This window comes from Kitasatospora sp. NPDC056076 (assembly GCF_042266305.1).
Taxonomy (GTDB): domain Bacteria; phylum Actinomycetota; class Actinomycetes; order Streptomycetales; family Streptomycetaceae; genus Kitasatospora.
Genome location: NZ_JBHJWG010000004.1, coordinates 85530 through 102113 on the forward strand (window position 1 = coordinate 85530; position 16584 = coordinate 102113).

The window sequence follows — 16584 nt, forward strand, 5'->3', positions numbered from 1 at the left end:
GGGTGCGGTGTGGGCGCGTCGGGCCCCGGGGGTGCCGCTGTCGGGCGCCGGGTGGGAGGCCTTGTGCGCGACCATCAGTGAAATATCATATGGCGCATTGCACAGCGCTCGGCCCGGAGTGAGGCCCCTTCCCCGTCCGCCCGGACCGCGTGTGCGTCCCGCCCTCCCCCCACGTCACGAGAGACGGAACCCGACCCGTGTTCAGATTCCGATCCCGCACGCCCAGTGGCGCCCGCCGCCCGGTGCGCGCCCCGCGGACCGCCCTGGTGGCCCTCGCCGCCGCCATGGCCGGTGCCGCGCTCAGCAGTCCGCTGTCCGCGATGGCCGACTCCCACGCGCAGCGGGCCGCCACCGTCGAGGCCCGGCCCGGCACCCCGAAGGCGGAGCAGGCCGCCGCCCCGAAGAAGTCCGGCCCGCGCCGGGTCGGGGCCGCGAAGGCCGGCCCGGTGGGCACCACGACGAAGGCGCCGCAGCTGGTGGACGGCGCCGACCCGGGCACCGGCGGCAAGGACGGCGACGGCAACGTCGCCAACGAGTACGACCTCCAGGTCACCTACAAGGGCGGCCAGGAGTCGACCGGTGTGGTGATCGGCGCGCCCAAGGTGTACCTGGTGCTGTGGGGTTCCCAGTGGGGCACCCCGTCGACGAACGCGGCCGGTGACACCGTGGCGACCGGCGACCCGGACCAGGCCGCGCCGTACCAGCAGGACTTCTTCAAGGGCCTGGGCAGCCAGGGCGACGGCTGGAGCGCCGTGCTGACCCAGTACTGCGAGGGCGTCGCCGCGGGCTCCGTGCAGTGCCCGGCCGGTTCCGCCCACATCCCGTACCCGCAGCAGGGCAGCGTGCTGGCGGGCGTCTGGGTGGACAACGCCGCGCCCGCGCCGCAGGCGGCGACCGAGCCGCAGCTCGGGGCGGAGGCGCTGGCCGCGGCCAAGCACTTCGGCAACCTGACCGAGGCGCAGAACCGCAACGTGCAGTACGTCATCGACTCGCCGCAGGGCACCGACCCGGACAAGTGGAAGGAGCTGGGCTACTGCGCCTGGCACGACTTCCAGCGCTCCCCGTACGGCCAGCTCGCCTACACCAACATGCCGTACCTGACGGACGTGGCCGGCTGCGGCACCAACTGGTTCGGCGAGAACACCCCGCGGGGGCGGCTGGACGGCTACGGGATCATCGGCGGCCACGAGTACGCGGAGACGGTGAGCGACCCGAACACCCCGGGCGGCTGGACGGACGCCACCGGTCAGGAGATCGGTGACAAGTGCGCCTGGATCCCGAAGGGCGCCAACGGCGGGCTGTTCTTCGAGGACCTGGCGACGGGCAGCTTCCCGCTGCAGACGCTGTGGTCCAACGCCGACCACCTGTGCGCGGCCTCGGACCCGATCGTGTCCTCCCCGCCGGTCTCGGTGAGCACCATGTGCGACCGTACGGACCCGGCCGGCCACCCGCTGTCCATCCCGGCGGTGGGCGTCTCCGGCACCGGCTCGGCCCTCACCTACAGCGCCACCGGGCTCCCCCAGGGGCTGGCCATCGACCCGCACAGCGGGGTGATCTCCGGCACCGCCGCCGCGACCAGCGGCTACCAGCGGATCAACGTGACGGCGACGGACGCGGCGGGCAAGGCGGCGTCCACCGGCTTCTGGGAGAACGTCAGCGCCGCCGGCGGGTCCGGCTGCGGATCGATCGAGCAGCTCACCGACGCCGGGTTCGAGAACGGCTCGGCGGACGTCGACCACACCGTGATGACGGACGCCTGGAGCCCGTCGGGGTACAACATCGTCACCCCGTCCAGCCTGCACGCGCCGCACTCCGGCTCCTGGTACGCCTGGCTGGGCCAGAACACCGGGACGGACGACTCGATCACCACCTACCTGAACACCTATCCGGGCTACGGGCAGGCGAGCTTCTCCTTCTGGCTGGACGTGGAGACGAGCAACACCTCCGCCACGGCGCCCGACACCCTGTCGCTGGTGGCGGTCGACCAGTACACCGGCCAGCCGCTCGGCACGGTGAAGAGCTGGAGCAGCCGGAACCCGACCAACGGCTACCAGTACCAGTCGGTGGACCTCTCCTCGGTGATCGGCCAGGTCGGCTGGGGGACCACCATCGGCCTCAAGCTGGTCTCCCACGAGTCCGGGACGAGCCCGACCACCGCGTTCCTGATCGACGACGCCTCGGGCCGGGAGAGCTGATCCCGCAGCCGAACTGATCCCGCTCCCGAACGTCCGCCCCGGTACCGCGTGTTGCGGTGCCGGGGCTTCGTTCGCTGTTTCAGGCACCCGTCGCCGCTGCCGTCGGCCCTCAGGCCCCCGGCAGCGGCGGCGATGCGGTGTGGCTGCGGGCGGCGTCGACCAGCAACTGGACGGCCTCGACCGGCAGTCCCAGCCGGCGGGCGATCCAGGGGGCGGTGCGGCCGGCCCGGGCGAGCATCCAGGCGGAGTACAACTGGCCGAGCTGCGGGGCGTGTTCGGCGAGCAGCAGGGGGCGCACGGCCTCCATCGGGAAGCCTTCGAGCGCCCAGGCGCTGTACTCGCGCCCGTTCGGGCCGGGCGGGGGGAGCGGGAGCGGGCGGCGGGCTTCGAGCCAGCGGCTGAACAGGACCGCGCCGACGACCAGCAGGCCGGAACAGGAGGCGCCGATCAGGACGGCGCCGATGACGGGGCGGCCCTCCTCCTCGGCGAGGCCGAGGGCGATCTCCTCCAGGACGAGCAGCCCGAGGACGGCGGCCAGGACGGCCGCCTCGCGGGGGTGCGGGAGGAGCCTGGACGTCGTCATGGGGTACCTCTTCCTCGGCGGGGGGTGCGGAGGGCGGGGGCGGGCGCGGCGGATCACCTTCCGTACAACGGCGGCGGGCGGTCCGGGGTACGCCCGGACGGCGAGGTGGTGAAGGGCCGCGCACGGAGTTGACGGTGCGTCAGCGTCTCATCCTCGGAAGGGAGTTCTGCCGGGAGCGGACCCGCGGGTACGGGGCTGGGAGTGGGCCCGGGCGCGGGTGTCGCGCGGGCGGGGGCCCGTCGGGGTGCGGTCCGTGTGTCTCGCCTCCTTCCGGTCGGGCGCACCGGGGCGGTGCGGACGTCGACGGGTACAGGAGTCCACCTTCGGACCTGCCGACAGCATAGCCCGGCCATGCCAACTTCGACAGGCTTGTCGAAGTTGGCATGCGGAGCGGCCGACTCCCCTCCGGGCCCCGGCCGGACGGGCCGCGCCCGGCCTGGAGGATCGACCAGCGGCGGACCGGTCCGAATGGTGCCCGGGACCACTCGTGACGCCCGCCCGCCGACCGCTTCAATCGCCCTACCGAACGAACGGAACAGGCCGGGGACGGAGGGGCGACATGGATCTGAACACGGTGGCCGAACTGCGGGACGCCCGCCTCGGCGGCCCCTGGCGGTCCGGCGACGCCTGGCTCGGCGGCGGGACGTACCTGTTCTCCGAGCCGCAGCCGCACATCCGCCGCCTGATCGACCTCGGCCGGATGGGCTGGCGGCCGCTCACCCGGACCCCGGACGGCGGCCTGGAGATCGCCGCGACCTGCACCGTCGCCCAGCTCTCCCGGTACGGCCGCCAGGAGGCCGACTGGACGGCCGCGCCGCTGGTCGAACAGTGCTGCCGGGCCTTCCTGGCCTCCTGGAAGATCTGGAACATGGCCACCGTCGGCGGCAACCTCTGCAACGGCCTGCCCGCCGGCCCGATGATCTCGCTCACCGCCGCGCTGGACGGCGTCTGCCTGCTGCGCGCCCCCTCCGGCGAGTACCGGAAGGTCCCGGTGGCGGAGTTCGTCACCGGCGCCGGCCGCAAGGACCTGCGGCCCGGCGAACTGCTGCGCTCCATCACCCTGCCGGCCCGCGCGCTGGCGAGCCGCACGGCCTTCCGCCAGGCCTCGCTGTACGGGCTGGGCCGCTCCGCCGCGCTGCTGGTCGGCACCCTGGACCCGGTGGACGGCTCGCTGACCCTCGCCGTCACCGCCTCCACCGTCCGCCCGTTCCGCTTCTGGTTCCCGCCCGCCCCCAACGCGGCGGCCGTCGAGGAGGCGATCCGGGACGGCATCCGGCCGGAGGACTACTTCGACGACATCCACGGGCTGCCCGCCTGGCGCCGGCACCTGACCTTCCGCTTCGCCGAGCAGATCCGCCGGGAGCTGAGCCCTCACACCCCCACCGAGGAGGCAGCGCGATGAGCTTCGCGATGCACGTCAACGGCCGCCCCACCGGGGCCGAGCCGCGCCCCGGCCAGTGCCTGCGCACCTACCTGCGCGAGCGCGGCTGGTTCGGGGTGAAGAAGGGCTGCGACGCGGGCGACTGCGGCGCCTGCACCGTGCAGGTCGACGGCAACCCGGTGCACAGCTGCCTCTACCCGGCGGCCCGGGCCGCCGGCCGGTCCGTCACCACCGTGGAGGGCCTGGCCGGCCCGGACGGCGAGCTGCACCCGATGCAGCAGCGCTTCCTGGACGCCCAGGGCTTCCAGTGCGGCTTCTGCACGGCCGGCTTCCTGATGACCACCAGCGCCCTGGACGAGGAACAACTCACCGACCTGCCACGCTCGTTGAAGGGCAACCTGTGCCGCTGCACGGGCTACCGGGCGATCGAGGACGCGATCAACGGCGTCCGCCACACCGAGGAGCCCGACCCCGGCCACGCCGTCGGCCGCAACCTCGGCGCCCCGGCCGGGCCGCAGGTGGTCACCGGCACCGCCCGCTACACCTTCGACGTCGACGTGCCCGGCCTGTTGCACATGAAGCTGCTGCGCTCGCCGCACCCGCACGCCCGGATCCTCTCCATCGACACGGCGGCCGCCCTGCGCGTCCCCGGCGTGCACCTCGTGCTCACCCACCACGACGCGCCCGAGCGGCTCTACTCCTCGGCCCGGCACGAGCACCCCACCGAGGACCCGGACGACACCCGGCTGCTGGACGACGTGGTGCGCTTCGTCGGCCAGCGGGTCGCCGCCGTGGTCGCGGACAGCGAGGCGGCCGCCGAGGAGGGCTGCCGCCGGATCGTCGTCGAGTACCGGCAACTCCCGTACGTGCTCGACCCGGAGGAGGCGATGGCGCCCGGCGCGCCGGTGCTGCACCCCAAGGGGCCGGAGTCCCGGATCGCCCGCCCGGAGAACAACGTCTGCGGCGAGGCGCACGGTGAACTCGGCAGCGTGGAGCAGGGGTTCGCCGAGGCGGACGCGGTGTACGAGGAGACCTTCCGGACCCAGCGGGTCCAGCACGCCAGCCTGGAGACCCACGGCTGCGTCGTGACCTTCGAGCCGGTCGAGGAGGCCGGGGAGGCCGGGGAGACGGGGGAGGAGCGGATCGTGGTCCGTTCCTCCACCCAGGTGCCCTTCCTCACCCGGCGCGCCCTGTGCGCCCTGTTCGACCTGCCGATGGAGAAGGTCCGGGTGGTGGCCGGCCGGGTCGGCGGGGGCTTCGGCGGCAAGCAGGAGATGCTCACCGAGGACATCGCGGTGCTCGCGGCGATGCGGCTGCACCGGCCGGTGAAGCTGGAGTTCACCCGCGCCGAGCAGTTCCACGGCGCCACCACCCGGCACCCGTTCCTGGTCACCGTCAAGCTCGGCGCCAAGCGGGACGGCACCCTGACGGCGATCCGCTTCCGGGTGGTGTCCAACACCGGCGCGTACGGCAACCACGGGCCGGCGGTGATGTTCCACAGCGTCGGTGAGTCGATGGGCGTCTACCGGGCGCCGAACAAGAAGGTGGAGGCGTACTCCGTCTACACCAACGGCGTGCCGGCCGGGGCCTTCCGCGGCTACGGCCTCGGGCAGGTCACCTTCGCCGTGGAGTCCGCGATGGACGAGCTCGCCCGGCGGCTCGGCGTCGACCCGCTCGTCCTGCGGGAGAAGAACATCATCGGCCCGGGCGAGCACATGGAGGGCCCGCTCGGCGAGGAGGAGGACCTCCACATCGCCAGCTACGGCCTCGACCAGTGCCTCGGCGTCGTCCGGGAGGCCCTCGCGAACGACACCAGCGCCGAACTCGCCCCCGAGGGCTGGCTGGTGGGCCAGGGCTTCGCGATGGCGGCCATCGCCTGCGGCCCGCCCGGCGGGCACATCGCCGACGCCACCGTGCGGCTGCTGGAGGACGGCGGGTACGACATCGCGGTGGGCACCGCCGAGTTCGGCAACGGCACCACCACCGTCCACCGGCAGATCGCCGCCGGGGCCCTGGGCACCACCGTGGACCGGATCACCGTGCGGCAGTCCGACACCGACGTCGTCCGGCACGACACCGGTGCCTTCGGTTCGGCCGGTACGGTCGTCGCGGGCAAGGCGGTGATGAAGGCCGCCAACGCGCTCGCCGAACTCCTCCTCACCTTCACCGCCGAGTACGCCCGCACCCCGCGCAGCCTGCTGCGGCTCGGCGCCGACGCGGTCGAGTGCGACGGGCGGACGATCACCCTCAAGGAGGTCTTCGAGGCCGCCCGGGGCAAGGGTGTCGAGCTCGCCGCCGACGGCCACTTCGGCGGCTCGCCGCGCTCGATCGCCTTCAACTCGCAGTGGTTCCGGATCGCCGTCGACCCGGACACCGGGGAGATCCGGATCCTGCGCAGCGTGCACGGGGCCGACGCCGGGCGGGTGATGAACCCGATGCAGTGCCGCGGCCAGGTCGAGGGCGGGGTCGCCCAGGCGCTCGGCGCGACCCTGTTCGAACGGGTGCTGCTGGACGAGCACGGCGAGGTCACCACCGCGGCCTTCCGCCGCTACCGGCTCCCGGCGTACGCCGACGTGCCGCGCACCGAGGTGCACTTCAGCGCCACCTCGGACGCGATCGGCCCGCTCGGCGCCAAGTCGATGAGCGAGAGCCCGTTCAACCCCGTGGCCCCGGCCTTCGCCAACGCGCTGCGCGACGCCACCGGCATCCGCTTCACCGACCCGCCGTTCCTGCGCGACCAGGTCTGGCAGGCCCTGGCCGAGCGGCGGGGGAGCCACGACGCCGAGTGACGGGGGCCGGGCCGGGACAGCAGGCCCGGCCGGGACCGAAGACCCCGGCCGGGCCCGCTGCCGCTACCGTGCCAGCAGCGGCAGCGGTGCCCCGGTGCGGGCGGTCAGCTCCAGCCGGGTCAGCAGTGCCGACGGCGAGACCTCGATCACCCGGCAGCCCGCCCGGTGCCGGCAGTACCGGGCGACGGAGGTGCCGCGCAGCAGGTCGAAGCGGCGCCGGGTGGCGGCGCCGAGGACGAGCAGGTCGTCCGGTCCGGTGACGGCGGCGGCCAGGGCGGGCCCCGGTTCGGCGTTCACCACCACCGGGTGGATCACCAGGCCGGACGGGTAGCCGCCGTAGGCCTGTTCGAAGGCGACGTCCAGCCGGCGGCGGGCGGCGTGCTCCAGTTCGGACAGCGGGCGCAGCCCGTCCCGGTCGCCGACCGTCCAGGCGGCGACCGGCACCAGCACGGCCTCCTGCCGGGCCGCCTCGCCGACGGCGTGGTAGAGGGCGGCCAGACTGCTCAGCGACCCGCTCAGGCCGACGATCACTCGGGTGGTGCCGGTCGTGGTGTCGGTCGTGGTCCCGGTCATGGCCGTTCGCCTCCGTCTCTCCGGTCGCGCACTCCGGTCGGGTTCTGCCGGTGAGGTGCTCCTTGCTTCGGATACCTCCAGTGAACCCCGGAACCGTGCCCTCCGTACCGGCGCTGACACCGTCATGACGCCGGTCGCACGCATCTTGACGGCCTCCTGACAGGCGGCCTCCTGACGGCCGCGGGGCTCAGCCCAGGCCCGGGACGAACTCGATCAGCAGGTCGATCGCCTTGATGCCGAGGAACGGCAGCACCAGCCCGCCCAGCCCGTACACCCGCAGGTTGCGCCGGAGCAGGTCGGTCGCGGAGGCGGGCTGGTAGCGCACGCCGCGCAGGGCGAGCGGGATCAGGGCGACGATGATCAGCGCGTTGAAGATGATCGCGGAGGCGATCGCCGACTGCGGGCTGTGCAGGCCCATGATGTTGAGGTGGTGCAGCCCGGGGTAGGCGTGGGCGAACATCGCGGGGATGATCGCGAAGAACTTGGCCACGTCGTTGGTGATCGAGAAGGTGGTCAACGCGCCCCGGGTGATGAGGAGTTGCTTGCCGACCCGGACGATGTCGATGAGCTTCGCCGGGTTGGAGTCGAGGTCGACCATGTTGCCGGCCTCCTTGGCGGCCGGGGTGCCGGAGTTCATCGCGACGCCGACGTCGGCCTGGGCGAGGGCGGGGGCGTCGTTGGTGCCGTCGCCGGTCATCGCGACCATGTTCCCGGCGGCCTGTTCGCGCCGGAGGTGGGCGAGCTTGTCCTCGGGGGTGGCCTCGGCGAGGAAGTCGTCCACCCCGGCCTCCTCGGCGATCGCCCGGGCGGTCAGCGGGTTGTCGCCGGTGACCATGACGGTGCGGATGCCCATCCGGCGCAGTTCGGCGAAGCGTTCGGCGATGCCCTCCTTGATCACGTCCTTGAGCTCGACCACGCCGAGCGCCCGGGCGCCGTGCCGGTCGTGCACGGCGACCAGCAGCGGGGTGCCGCCGGCCGCGGCGATCCGGTCGACCAGGGGCTTCGCCTCCATCGGCATCCGTCCGCCGGAGTCCACCACCCAGCGGGCGACGGCCGCGGCCGCGCCCTTGCGGATCAGACAGCCGGTGCCGTCCGGCCAGCTGAGGTCGACGCCGCTCATCCGGCTGTGCGCGGTGAACGGGACGGGCCGCTGCTCGCCCAGTTCGCCGGGGGTCCGCGGCGGCACCCAGTACTGACGGTTCGTCAGTTCGACCAGGGAGCGGCCCTCCGGGGTCTCGTCCGCGACGGACGCCAACTGGGCCGCCTCGGCGAGCTGTTCGGTGGTCGCGCCGGGCAGCGGGTGCAGGGCGACGGCCCGGCGGTTGCCGTGGGTGATGGTGCCGGTCTTGTCGAGCAGCAGCACGTCCACGTCGCCCGCGGCCTCGACGGCCCGTCCGGACAGGGCGATCACGTTGCGCTGGACGAGCCGGTCCATCCCGGCGATGCCGATCGCGGACAGCAGGGCACCGATGGTGGTCGGGATCAGTGCGACCATCAGTGCCACCAGGACGACGGTGGTCTGCGGGGCGTGGGCGTAGATGGCCATCGGCTGGAGCGAGACCACAGACAGCACGAAGACGATGGTGAGGGAGGCCAGCAGGATGTTGAGGGCGATCTCGTTCGGCGTCTTCTGCCGGTTCGCGCCCTCGACCAGGGCGATCATCCGGTCCACGAAGCTCTGCCCGGGGCGCGAGGTGACCCGGACCACCAGGTGGTCGGAGAGCACCTTCGTCCCGCCGGTGACGGCCGTGCGGTCGCCGCCGGACTCGCGGATGACGGGCGCGGACTCGCCGGTGATGGCGGACTCGTCCACCGTCGCGACGCCCTCGACCACCTCGCCGTCCTGCGGGATCACCTCCCCGGCCGGCACCAGCACGATGTCGTGCAGCGTCAACTCCTCGGCGGGGACGACCTCGTGGCGGTGGTCGCGGGTGCCGACCCGCCAGTGCAGCAGCCGCCGGGCGGTGGTGGCCGCCTGGGCGCGGCGCAGGTAGGCGGCCTGCGCCTTGCCCCGGCTCTCGGCCACGGCCTCGGCGAGGTTGGCGAACAGCACGGTCAGCCAGAGCCAGAAGGAGATCGCCCAGGCGAAGACGCTCGGGTGGACGACGGCGCTGATGGTGGTGAGCGCCGAGCCGGTCTCGACCACGAGCATCACCGGGTTGCGCAGCATCGTGCGCGGGTGGAGCTTGCGTACGGCGGCGGGCAGTGCCTCGGCCAGCTGGTGCCGGGTGATCAGCTGCCGTCGGCCCTTGGCGGTCGACGGGCGGTGGCTCGGGTGCGGGTGCGGGTGCGGGGGCTCCGGCGCGGCGGGCTCCGGGCGGCGGAACCAGTTCTGCGGGCCGGGGCCGGGGCCGGTGCCGGGGGTGGTGCCGGGCGTGGTGCCCGGGCCTGTGCCGGGGGTGGTGTCCGGTGGGGTGAGGGCCGAACGGCGCATCGTCTCGGGGGACCTTCCGGGGCGCCCCGAAGCTGCGGGGCGGCGTGCTCGGGGCGACGGGGACGGGCCACAGCCCACCATCGGAGTCCGCCGGGCCATGCCGGCCTTGACGCGGGCTTGGCGAGGAAACGGCCATCCTTGACGCTTCCCTGACATTGCCGGCGCCCGGCCCCTGACCTGCACGAACAGTCGTTCGGAACGCTGGAATCCCGGGCATGTCAGGAAGTCGTCAAGGTACGCCCCCGATGCGTAGGCCGTGCGTCAAGGCCGGGTGCGAACGGTGCCCGGAGGGTCTCCACTGGATGCGGGCCGCCGGACGACGGCCCCTGCCGCAGATCCCAGGAGCCCGCCGTGACCACCGCCACCGCCCTCATCGACGTCGACCGGCCGCTGGGGCGCACCATCCGCCTGGTGCCCGCCGCCGACCGCCAGGACCGGCCCGAGCCGCCCTCACCCGCGCCGAGCACCGTCGACCAGGCGCGCACCCGCCCGGCGCACTGCCGCTTCGCCATGCACTACGAGGACTGACCGAGCCGCCCTTCCCCACCACCCGTAGGAGTAGCCGCCATGACCCAGCTGATCGCCCCGCCCGTTCCGACCCCCGCCCCCGCCGACGCCCTCGGCGGCCCGTGGCCCGCCTCCGCGCGGCCCGGCCCGGGCGGTGAGGTCCTGGTCGGCGGCGTCGGACTGGCGGAGGCGGCCGAACGGTTCGGCACCCCGCTGTACGTCCTGGACGAGGGCGAGGTGCGCAGCCGCGCCCGGGCCTACCGGCGGGCACTTCCGCACGCCGAGGTGCTGTACGCGGCCAAGGCCTTCCTGTGCAGCGCCATGGCCGACTGGGCCGCCGAGGAGGGCCTCGGCCTGGACGTCTGCTCCTCCGGCGAACTGTGGCTGGCCGTCTCGGCCGGCTTCCCGGCCCAGCGCATCCTGCTGCACGGCAACGCCAAGTCCCCGGAGGAACTGCGGCTGGCCCGGCGGCTGCGGGTCGGGCGGATCGTCATCGACGGCCCGGCGGAGATCGCCCGGCTGGCCGCGCTGGTCGCCGCCGACACCCCGCAGAAGGTGCTGGTCCGGGTCGTCCCCGGGATCGCGGCCGGCCACCACGCGGCCGTACGCACCGGCGTCGGCGGCCAGAAGTTCGGCTTCCCGATCGAGGGCGGCGACGCGGCCGACGCCATCGCCCGGGTGCTCGACCAGCCCGGACTCGAACTGGCCGGACTGCACTGCCACCTGGGCTCGCAGATCACCGAGCTCGAACCCTTCCTCCAGGCCGTCGACGCCCTGGTGCGGCTGCTCGCCGCGGTGCGGGACCGGCACGGCGTCGAACTGGCCGAACTGGACCTCGGCGGCGGCCACGGCATCAAGTACCTGCCAGGGGACGCCGAGTTCGACCTCGCCGAGTTCGCCGTCCGGGTCACCGACCGGCTTGCGGTCCGCTGCGCCGAGGCCCGGCTGGAGGTGCCCCGACTGATCGTCGAGCCGGGCCGCGCCATCGCCGGACCGGCGGCGGTGGCCGTCTACCGGGTGCTCTCCGTCAAGCACACGGCGGACGGCCGCACCTTCGTCGCCGTCGACGGCGGCATGAGCGACAACCCGCGCCCGGCCCTGTACGGATCCCCGTACAGCGTCCGGCTGGTGGGCCGCCGCTCCGACGCCGGCGCGGCCCGGGTGGACGTCGTCGGCCGCCACTGCGAGGCGGGGGACGTCCTGGTCCACGACGCCGTCCTGCCCGCCGACCTGCGCCCCGGCGACCTGCTCGCCGTCCCCGCGGCCGGCGCCTACCAGCTGTCGATGGCCTCCGGCTACAACCTGGTCGGCCGGCCCGCCGTGGCCGCCGTCAAGGACGGCCGCGCCCGGCTGCTCATCCGCCGTGAGACGGTGGAGGACTTCCGCCTGCGCGAGGTGGGGCGCTGACCCGGTGCCGCGGTGCTGCGGACCGCGGACCGCAGCGAACCTGTTGGACATCCGATGACGCATCGTCATCCGGGGGCGTTACCGTCTGACCATGATTCGAACGACTCGTGTGCATCCCGTGGTGGTCGCCGGCGTCTCCGTGCTCCTGCTCGCGGCCTGCGGGCCCGCGGACCCGTCGCCGTCCGCGCAGTCGTCAGCGATGCCGTCCGCGAAGGCTGCCGCGTCGGACGGCGCCGGCCCGAGCGCTGCCGGCCCGAGCACCGCCGGCCCGGGGCCGACCAACACCGTCGTCATCAGCGGCAGCAGCGGTGGTACGTACGAGTTCACGGGGGGTGCCTGCCTCGGCAAGGAGTCCCCGTCCGGGAACCTCCTGCTGATGGCGACGGGCGGGCCCGACGGGAAGGCCATGCTGACGGCCGTCTTCGACGGCAAGGGGGAGATGATCCTGACGGTGGCCATGGACAAGGTCCTCGCCCCGTCCACGGTCACCTGGGGAGGAAAGGCCGAGGTCGGCGAGAAGGCAGGTCGGACCAGGGACGTTGTGACCTTCACCGACCTGCCGGTCTCCAGGACGCCGGACGCTGCCGAGGCGAAGGCCAGCGGAAGCCTCACGTGCGACACCCTGGGCCCCGCGATGCTCTGAACGCCGGGCCGGCTCCGGCCGCCGCGAAGCCGTGCACCGACGGCCGGTGCTCAGCCGAGGAGGAGGTCGCGGCCGAGGGTGGTGAGGCTGTGCCGGACTTCGCGGCCCCGGCGCTCGGTGGTGATCACCCCGGCGTCGCGCAGCACGGTGGCGTGGGCGGAGGCGGTCGGTGCGGACACACCGAGGTCCGAGGCCAACTGGCCCGTGGTGCAGGCGCCCTGGGCGATCGCCCGGAGGGCCCGGGTGCGGGCGGCGCCGAGGAGGCGGGCCAGTCCGTCCGCGCGGCGGGCCGGGTGGTCGCGGCCGGGGTACAGCAGGGCCGGCGACCGGTGGGCGCCCAGGGGCGCGGTGAGGCCGGAGAGGAACAGGTTGGGCCGCAACTCCAGCCCGCGCCCGCCGAGGTCGTACGCGAGCCGCCACTCCGGACTGGCGTACCGGAGGGTGCCCTCGTCGTGCCAGGACAGGTCCGGGTGGAGCCGCGCCAGCATCGGGCCGAGCCCGGTCTCGGCGACGACGCGTGAGCGCTGTTCGACGTCCGCCCGCAGGGCGCGCTGGATGTCGGGCCAGTCCGGGGCGAGGCAGGTGCGGAACAGCGCCCAGGCGGCGTCGGTGATCCGGCGCAGCCGGCGGGTGCCGCCGTCCCGCAACTCGGTGATGACGCGGGGGAGGTCCGGCCCGGTGCCGTAGTCCTGCATCTCCCGGTGGACCTCGGCCTCGGGGAGGGCGAGCAGGGCGTCGAGTTCGTCGCCGATGGTCGCCCGCGCGGCCGTGCTGTCGGGGGTCAGGAACATCGGCACGCCGAGCGGGCTCGCGTTGACCAGATCGATGAACGCCGCGGCCTGCTGCGGGACATGGCCCTTCACCCGGCGCCACCACCGGTCCCGGTTCACCGAGTCGCGGGCGCAGTGGTGCTGCGGGCCGGCGACGCCGCCCAGCACGTGATCCAGCGGAGAGACCGCGAACCGGACGCGGGCCAGATCGGCCGGCCGGAAGCCGATTTCGAGCACAGCCGATGGTGCCACGCGGCCGGGCCGCCGTGGGTGAGTTCTCAACTATGAGGCCCAGCGGCGAAGAGCTGTCGCCGGAGGAGCCCCGACGGCGAAGGTGGCGGTGCACGGCCAATCCGACACCGGAGGAAAGAAACCCATGCGCAAGCTCGCCAGCCTCGCCCTCGCGGCGGCGGCCACCCTCGGCCTGGTCATCGGCTCCACCAGCAGCGCCTCGGCACAGCCGATCGGAGGCGGCGGTTGCCGCGGGAACCGCGACATCGTCACGAACGCGGTGTACGTGGGCCACGGCGTCTCCCTGCTGCCCTGCGCGCGGCCCAACAACCTCCAGAGCAGCGTGGCCTCGTCGGTGACCGCCTACGGGACGCCGGACACCCAGGTGCGCATCTGGCAGGCGGTCGCCCGCGTCAACGCGGACGGCTCCATCACCGACTTCTATCCGAGCGACCTCTACACCGTCGACAGTGACCTGTCCAACAACGTTTCGGAGCAGTGGAACGGGCACGACCTCTACTGCGCACTCGGCGGGACCTTGGTGATCGACACCTGGATCACCAACGACGACGTCCGCCAGGGCTCGGTGCAGTCGCCGAGGTTCACCTGTTGACGCAGGATCCCGACGGCCCCGAGCCGTGACAGGCCCGCGCGGGGCGGGGGGGGGTCCCCCCCCCCCCCCCCCCGCCCCGGCCCACCCCCGGGGGGCCGTCGCCCCCCGCCCGTTCCCCGCCCGGCGCGGCCGGGGTGGGTCCCCCCCCCCCCCCCCCCGGCCCGCGCCCTACCCGAGGGAGGCCTCGGCCACGCCGACGAGGTCGAGCCCCTCGCGCCGGACCCGGCCGGCTCCCCAGGCGCCGAGCGGCCGGAGCGCCTCGTTGAGCGTGCGCCCGTCCTCGGTCAGGGAGTACTCCACCCGCGGCGGCACCTCGGCGAAGACCTCCCGGTGGACCAGGCCGTCCTGCTCCATCTCCCGCAGGTGCTGCGTCAGCATCTTCTCGCTCACGCCCGGCAGGGCGCGCCGGAGTTCGGCGAAGCGGCGCACGCCGTGGGTGGTGAGCTCCCACAGGATCAGCCCCTTCCACTTGCCGCTCACCACGTCGAGCGCGGCGTCGATCCCGCAGATGTAGGGCCCGTTCCTCGGTGCCTTGGCCATCACCGATCCCCCTTACGAAAAGGTAAGTACCGCAGAAAATAGTGGGTACTTCCGAGGATAGTTGCCCTCTCCGAGGATGGAGGGGTGAACGAACGACAGAACCACACCACCGGTCAGCACAGCGCCGTCACCGTGATCGGGCTCGGCCCGATGGGGCAGGCGATGACCCGCTCCCTCCTCGCCGCCGGCCACCCGGTCACCGTCTGGAACCGCACCGCCGCTCGGGCCGACGGCGTCGTCGCGGCCGGGGCGACGCTCGCGGCGACGCCCGGCGAGGCGGTCGGGGCGAGCGGCCTCGTGATCCTCAGCCTCACCGACTACCGGGCCATGTACGACATCCTCGACGGCGCCACCGCGGCGCTCGCCGGGCGGACCCTGGTCAACCTGAGCTCCGACACCCCCGACCGCACCCGCGAGGCGGCAGCCTGGGCGGCGGGCCACGGCGCCGAGTTCCTCACCGGGGGCGTCATGGTCCCCGCGCCGATGGTCGGCACGGCGGCGTCCCACGTCTACTACAGCGGTCCCGGGCAGGTGATGGAGCGTCACCGGGCCGCGCTGGCCCTGCTCGGTACGCCGAGGTACCTGGGCGAGGACGCGGGCCTCGCCCAGATGATGTACCAGGCCCAACTCGCCGTCTTCCTCACCACCCTGTCCGCCCTGATGCAGGCCACCGCGATGCTGGGCACCGCGGGGATGAAGGCTGCGGAGGCCCTGCCGGACCTGCTCTCCTCCGCCGACACGATCGGCGCCATCCTGCGGGCCGGCGAGGCCGCCCCCGGCACCGCGCTCGACGCGGGGGAGCACCCGGGCCACCTCAGCACGGTCACCATGATGGGTGCGACCGCCGACCACATCGTCGAGACCAGCACCTCGCTCGGCCTCGACCCCGCCCTCCCGCTGGCTGTTCAGGCCCACTACCGCCGTGCGATCGAGGACGGCCACGGCGCGGACAACTGGACCCGCATCATCGACGGCATCCGGTCCCCCCGCTGACCGACTGCCCTGCGGGTGGGGCGTGCCGGGGCCGTGCGGGGGAGCCGGACCGCTCTGGTACGGATCCGTCGAGGATTCGCTGATGTTCTGTCACACAGGAGCTCTACGTTGTGCCCATGATGCGAATGACTCGTGTGGTCCCCGCCGTGGTCCTCGGCGCCTCCGTCCTCCTGCTCTCGGCCTGTGGTTCCTCGGGCTCGTCGTCCTCCTCGAACACCGCCGCGCCAAGTTCCGCCGCACCGACCGCCGCCGTGCCGACCGCCGTCACGTCGAGCGCCGCCACCTCCGCACCGGCCGACGCGCCGACCCCGGCCGTTCCCTCGAAGACGGCCGATGCGGCGGGCGGTTCGGCGGGTGGTGCGGCGGGCTCCGGGGGCGCGAACACCGTCACCATCACCGGCAGCGAGGGCGGCACGTTCACCTTCGACACGGCGGGCTGCGTCGGCAAGAAGTCCCCGTCGGGCCCGCTGACCCTGAGCGCGACGGGCAAGTCCACGAAGAAGGCCGCCCTGGTCATGGGCTTCGACGGCCAGGGCCAGATGAGCCTGTTGCTGACCGTCGGCGAGCCCGAGGACCCGAAGGTGGCGGCGTGGGCCGGAAAGGTCCCGGTCGGTGCGGGGGCCGGCCGCACGGAGGACGCCATCACGTTCTCCGGCATGGCGGTGCACCAGATGCCGGGCGGCATCGATGCCACGGCCAGCGGCACCCTCAAGTGCGGGTCCGCCGACGCGCTGTTCTGATCGCGTCGCACGGGAAGTCGGCCCGGCCGACTTCCCGTGCGGGAGCTTGAAGTCGGGCCCTCCGACTGCGCTCAGGCGGGCTGCCAGAGCTCGATGCGGTTCCCCTCCGGATCGGTTACCCAGCCGAACCGGCCGAGCCGGCGACCGGCCGGGCCGGCGCCGCACACGGCTCCGCCCCGTCGGGC

Annotated in this window: 14 protein-coding genes and 1 pseudogene; 9 read left to right on the forward strand and 6 right to left on the reverse strand. The window is 73.8% G+C overall.

The window, feature by feature from the left end; genetic code table 11:
- Positions 1–197: 197 nt before the first annotated feature.
- Entirely contained in the window at positions 198–2195 is a 1998-nt protein-coding gene (locus ACFC1T_RS05000; protein WP_375883675.1) for an Ig domain-containing protein, read from the forward strand.
- Positions 2196–2304: 109 nt separating this feature from the next.
- Here ACFC1T_RS05000 and ACFC1T_RS05005 read toward each other — a convergent pair whose 3' ends face one another.
- Positions 2305–2778: a hypothetical protein gene (locus ACFC1T_RS05005; RefSeq protein WP_375883678.1), complete on the reverse strand. Its 474-nt coding sequence runs from the start codon at positions 2776–2778 to the stop codon at positions 2305–2307.
- A 559-nt stretch (positions 2779–3337) separates the two neighbouring features.
- Here ACFC1T_RS05005 and ACFC1T_RS05010 point away from each other — a divergent pair.
- Together ACFC1T_RS05010 and ACFC1T_RS05015 are read left to right on the forward strand one after the other, a co-directional pair.
- Positions 3338–4180, forward strand: a complete 843-nt coding sequence (locus tag ACFC1T_RS05010; RefSeq protein WP_375883679.1) for an FAD binding domain-containing protein — start codon at positions 3338–3340, stop codon at positions 4178–4180.
- Complete coding sequence (locus ACFC1T_RS05015) at positions 4177–6948, forward strand: molybdopterin-dependent oxidoreductase (protein WP_375883681.1); 2772 nt, start codon at positions 4177–4179, stop codon at positions 6946–6948. Before ACFC1T_RS05010 ends, ACFC1T_RS05015 begins: the two co-directional genes overlap by 4 nt.
- Positions 6949–7011: 63 nt before the next feature.
- Here the strand turns inward: ACFC1T_RS05015 and ACFC1T_RS05020 are convergent, their stop codons facing one another.
- Both ACFC1T_RS05020 and kdpB read right to left on the reverse strand, forming a co-directional pair.
- The gene (locus ACFC1T_RS05020; RefSeq protein WP_375883684.1) at positions 7012–7521 is read right to left on the reverse strand and encodes a universal stress protein; all 510 of its coding nucleotides are present in this window, start codon (positions 7519–7521) and stop codon (positions 7012–7014) included.
- Positions 7522–7708: 187 nt separating this feature from the next.
- Positions 7709–9955, reverse strand: a complete 2247-nt coding sequence (gene kdpB / locus ACFC1T_RS05025; protein ID WP_375883687.1) for a potassium-transporting ATPase subunit KdpB — start codon at positions 9953–9955, stop codon at positions 7709–7711.
- Positions 9956–10306: 351 nt separating this feature from the next.
- On the opposite strand from kdpB, the gene ACFC1T_RS05030 reads away from it, so the two are divergent.
- The 3 genes from ACFC1T_RS05030 to ACFC1T_RS05040 all read left to right on the forward strand — a co-directional run bounded on the left by ACFC1T_RS05030 (position 10307) and on the right by ACFC1T_RS05040 (position 12512).
- Complete coding sequence (locus ACFC1T_RS05030; RefSeq protein ID WP_375883689.1) at positions 10307–10483, forward strand: hypothetical protein; 177 nt, start codon at positions 10307–10309, stop codon at positions 10481–10483.
- A gap of 39 nt (positions 10484–10522) precedes the next feature.
- The gene (lysA, locus tag ACFC1T_RS05035) at positions 10523–11869 is read left to right on the forward strand and encodes a diaminopimelate decarboxylase (protein ID WP_375883691.1); all 1347 of its coding nucleotides are present in this window, start codon (positions 10523–10525) and stop codon (positions 11867–11869) included.
- 91 nt (positions 11870–11960) lie between these two features.
- A complete protein-coding gene (locus ACFC1T_RS05040) occupies positions 11961–12512 on the forward strand; it encodes a hypothetical protein (RefSeq protein ID WP_375883693.1) in 552 nt (183 codons plus the stop codon).
- A 50-nt stretch (positions 12513–12562) separates the two neighbouring features.
- Here the strand turns inward: ACFC1T_RS05040 and ACFC1T_RS05045 are convergent, their stop codons facing one another.
- On the reverse strand, positions 12563–13450 hold the full coding sequence (locus ACFC1T_RS05045; RefSeq protein WP_375883695.1) for an ArsR/SmtB family transcription factor: 888 nt from the start codon (positions 13448–13450) through the stop codon (positions 12563–12565).
- 208 nt (positions 13451–13658) lie between these two features.
- On the opposite strand from ACFC1T_RS05045, the gene ACFC1T_RS05050 reads away from it, so the two are divergent.
- Complete coding sequence (locus ACFC1T_RS05050; RefSeq protein WP_375883698.1) at positions 13659–14126, forward strand: hypothetical protein; 468 nt, start codon at positions 13659–13661, stop codon at positions 14124–14126.
- Positions 14127–14294: 168 nt separating this feature from the next.
- Here the strand turns inward: ACFC1T_RS05050 and ACFC1T_RS05055 are convergent, their stop codons facing one another.
- Complete coding sequence (locus ACFC1T_RS05055) at positions 14295–14666, reverse strand: winged helix-turn-helix transcriptional regulator (RefSeq protein ID WP_375883700.1); 372 nt, start codon at positions 14664–14666, stop codon at positions 14295–14297.
- An 84-nt stretch (positions 14667–14750) separates the two neighbouring features.
- Between ACFC1T_RS05055 and ACFC1T_RS05060 the strand changes: the two genes are divergently transcribed.
- Entirely contained in the window at positions 14751–15659 is a 909-nt protein-coding gene (locus tag ACFC1T_RS05060; RefSeq protein ID WP_375883702.1) for an NAD(P)-dependent oxidoreductase, read from the forward strand.
- Between the two features lie 125 nt (positions 15660–15784).
- Positions 15785–16399, forward strand: coding sequence for a hypothetical protein (locus tag ACFC1T_RS05065; RefSeq protein WP_375883704.1), 615 nt, complete (start codon positions 15785–15787; stop codon positions 16397–16399).
- 71 nt (positions 16400–16470) lie between these two features.
- Here the strand turns inward: ACFC1T_RS05065 and ACFC1T_RS05070 are convergent.
- A pseudogene (locus ACFC1T_RS05070) lies at positions 16471–16536 on the reverse strand (VOC family protein); the annotation flags it as partial.
- Between the last annotated feature and the right edge of the window lie 48 nt (positions 16537–16584).